Origin of the sequence: Ferroglobus sp., assembly GCF_015521575.1 — an archaeon.
Taxonomy (GTDB): domain Archaea; phylum Halobacteriota; class Archaeoglobi; order Archaeoglobales; family Archaeoglobaceae; genus Ferroglobus.
Genome location: NZ_WANY01000222.1, coordinates 1 through 3185 on the forward strand (window position 1 = coordinate 1; position 3185 = coordinate 3185).

The following is a 3185-nucleotide window of genomic DNA, read 5'->3' on the forward strand; positions in this document are numbered from 1 at the left end:
CTGAAGAGTAATCCACTACATCTCCTTCGGCAAATTGAATTGCGAAGATGGATTTGTATCCAACAACCCTCGCTTTTGTCTCCGTATCTTCTATGACATCCTTAACAGCTTTTCTGTACTCTTCCCCAAGCTTGGAGATGTACTCCACAACTTTTTCCCTTTCGAGGACTTCTATTGTCTTCTTCACAGCCGCAAGGGACGCTGGGTGACCGCTGTACGTTCCAGAAACGAGAACCCCATTATGCACAAGCGACATTATCTCCTCCTTTCCGACTATCGCCGCCACCGGATACCCGTTTCCCATCGATTTTCCTATCGTGGTTAAATCCGGGATTACTCCGAATTCTTCCTGAACCCCGTGGATGTTGTGTCTGAAGGCGGTTATTATCTCGTCGAAGATTAAAACGGATCCGTAACTTTTAGTCTCCCTTCTTAAGCTCTTCAGAAAATCTTTCTTCGGAATTATCGCCCCTACGCTGTGGGGAATCGGTTCGAGTATGACTCCGGCAATTTCCTCTCCGTGTTCTGCCATGTACTCCTCAAAAGCTTCCTTATCGTTGAAGGGCAGGACGATTGTAGTTTCGTAAGCAGCTTTCAGTATGCCTTTCGATTGGGGGTAAATTCTTCCCATTTTCTCTTTGGGCGGATTAACGTTGAAAGCCACGTAGTCGTGCCAGCCGTGGTAGCAGCCTTCGAACTTGATTATCTTCTCTCTTTCTGTGTAAGCTCTCGACAGCCTTATCGCATGATACGTAGCTTCCGTGCCGGAATTAACAAAGGTAACCATCTCAGCTGATGGAATCAATTCCACAAGCTTTTCAGCAACCTCCACCTCAAGCTCGCAAACACCGGCTCCAAACAAAACACCCTCTTCAATTTGCTCCTTCACAGCCTCATTCACTTCAGGATGGTTGTGTCCGAGCAGTATCGGACCGAAGGCTAAATGATAGTCGGTGTAAACTTTTCCGTCCACGTCGACAATTTTGCATCCGAAAGCCTTTTCCGGAATAAACGGCTGAGGGTAGTGCGTTTCAGCCCTCAAACCTGTTTGGGCAGCCTTCGGAATAATCTTCGAAGCTTTTTCGTAAATTTCAAAACTCCTCAACGACATCACCTCTCACCCTTCTGTTGTACGCTTTTAAGCCGAGCAAAGCCACGATACCAAGAAGAATGGGCAGGTAATGCAAAGTAGCTCCAGCTAAACCGAGTATAAGCAAAGTAGCTTTAACCTCTCTCCTCAACGGCTTTCCAAAGTAGCCGGTTATTGCCACAGCGATCAAATACATGACGAAAACGCTTGCGAAGAAGTAGTAGAGGAGCTTCGCCACCGTATACAGATCCCAGCTCTGAACTGTTATGAGAAACATCTCCGGATGGGTGAAATAGATGTAGGGCCCGATGTAGCCGGCTAAAGCGTACTTTACCGAATTCCTTGCGGTTTTCCAAAAATCGCTTTTAGCTAAAGCAGATCCAGCGTAAGCTGCTAAAGCGACTGGCGGGGTTAGATCTGCGAGTATTCCGAAGTAGAAGACGAAGAAGTGGGCTGCAAGCAAAGCCGTGGCTGTTGTCGTTCCGGGAACGAAGGCTTCGTATATGCTGTTCCCAGCCACGGCGTTGAAAACAGCCGGAGCTGCTACAAGGGACGTTATGACGTAGTTGGCTGTTGTGGGAACGCCCATTCCGAGGATGAGGCTGAAAACCATAGCCATAACAAGAAGCAAAGCCAGATAGCCGCCGGTTAGATCGATAAGCTTGTAGCCGAGGCTCGTAACTAATCCCGTCATCGTCAAAACTCCCTGAATTAATCCCGCTGAAGCGGCTGCAAGCATCACACTCGTGCTTGTTTTTCCAGCATCGATCATCGAATCGTAGGTGGCGGAGAACATTTTCTTTCCTTCCTCGCTTTTCGAAATTCTCCCGACTACAAGGGAGAAAATTATCCCCAAAACTCCGCTCATAAGGAGGATTTCTTCCTTTCTTATTCCGAGGAACTTGCAGAATGCTGCGAAGAGAATGAAGAGAAGGCTTATGTAAAATTTCTCGTTAAACTCGACTTTCTTTAGAAAAGCGAGGAATAAAAGAAGAAAGGCAAGGAAAATTAGAGAGGGAGCGGAGATAAACGATAGCTCTCTTCCAGAGAACATCAAAATCGTTGTAAGGAGGATAAAAGCGACGTAAATTCTCTCGTCTCCGGGGATTTCATCTTTGGAAATCCAAGCCACCCAAATCGCAATTCCGAGGGATGAGATGGCAGCTATGTGAGGAGCTATGCCCCACACGAGAGCGAGCGTAATAACTCCTATCGGAAGGAGGATGTATATTTTTCTTAAAAAGTAATTGAGCGGTGTGAAGTACTCTTTCGGTAACCCCTTCAAACCGAGTCTTTTCGTCTCAAGGTCGATGAAGATGTAAACACCAGCGTAGTAAATCAAAGCCGGTAAAACTGCGGCAATTATCAGCTTGTTGTAGGGAATTCCAAGAAACTGAGCCATTATGAAGGCAGCAGCACCCATTATCGGCGGCATTAGCTGTCCTCCAGTAGAGGCTACTGGTTCGACCGCTCCAGCCGTTTCAGGAGGATAACCGGCTTTTTTCATCAGAGGTATTGTAAAAGTGCCGGTTGTCAGAACGTTTGCGACGGAGCTTCCGCTGACAGTTCCCATCAAGCCGCTTGAAACGACTGCCGCTTTCGCTGGGCCTCCTTGCCTCGGACCGAATAAAGAGATCATGAATTTTGTTACGTAATCGCTCACACCAATTCTCAAAAGAAAAGCTCCGAAGAAGACGAAAGCGAAAACGTAAATGGTCATAACGTAGAAGGGTATTCCGAAAATACCCTGATCCAAATATAGATACTGAACGAACCTATTCCAGTTGAATCTCGTATCCTGAATTCCGTAAGCTAAGAAAACGATGACTATAGCCGGAAGAATCCAGCCCACTGTTCTTCTTGTAGCTTCAAGGACAACGGCTATGGCGATTAGGCCAAATACAATGTCGTAGAATTTTACATCGTAAAATTGAGTGTACTCCGGAAATCTTATGAACATGTAAAACATGCTCAAAAGACTCAGGGCTATTAAAAAGTAGTCGTAGAGCTGAACTTTTTTGAGGTACTTCTCCTTGTTCCTTATCGGATAAAGAAGGAATGCTATGACCAAAATCATTGCCAAAACGAAAGCTTC

2 protein-coding genes are annotated in these 3185 nt (G+C 46.1%); both read right to left on the reverse strand.

Annotated elements, in window-relative coordinates:
* A partial coding sequence (locus F7C14_RS08820; protein ID WP_290901970.1) for an aspartate aminotransferase family protein occupies positions 1-1111 on the reverse strand: 1111 nt, incomplete at its 3' end.
* Positions 1092-3185 (reverse strand): TRAP transporter fused permease subunit (locus tag F7C14_RS08825; RefSeq protein ID WP_290901972.1); only part of this gene is annotated, 2094 nt, incomplete at its 5' end. The genes F7C14_RS08820 and F7C14_RS08825, both read right to left, overlap by 20 nt.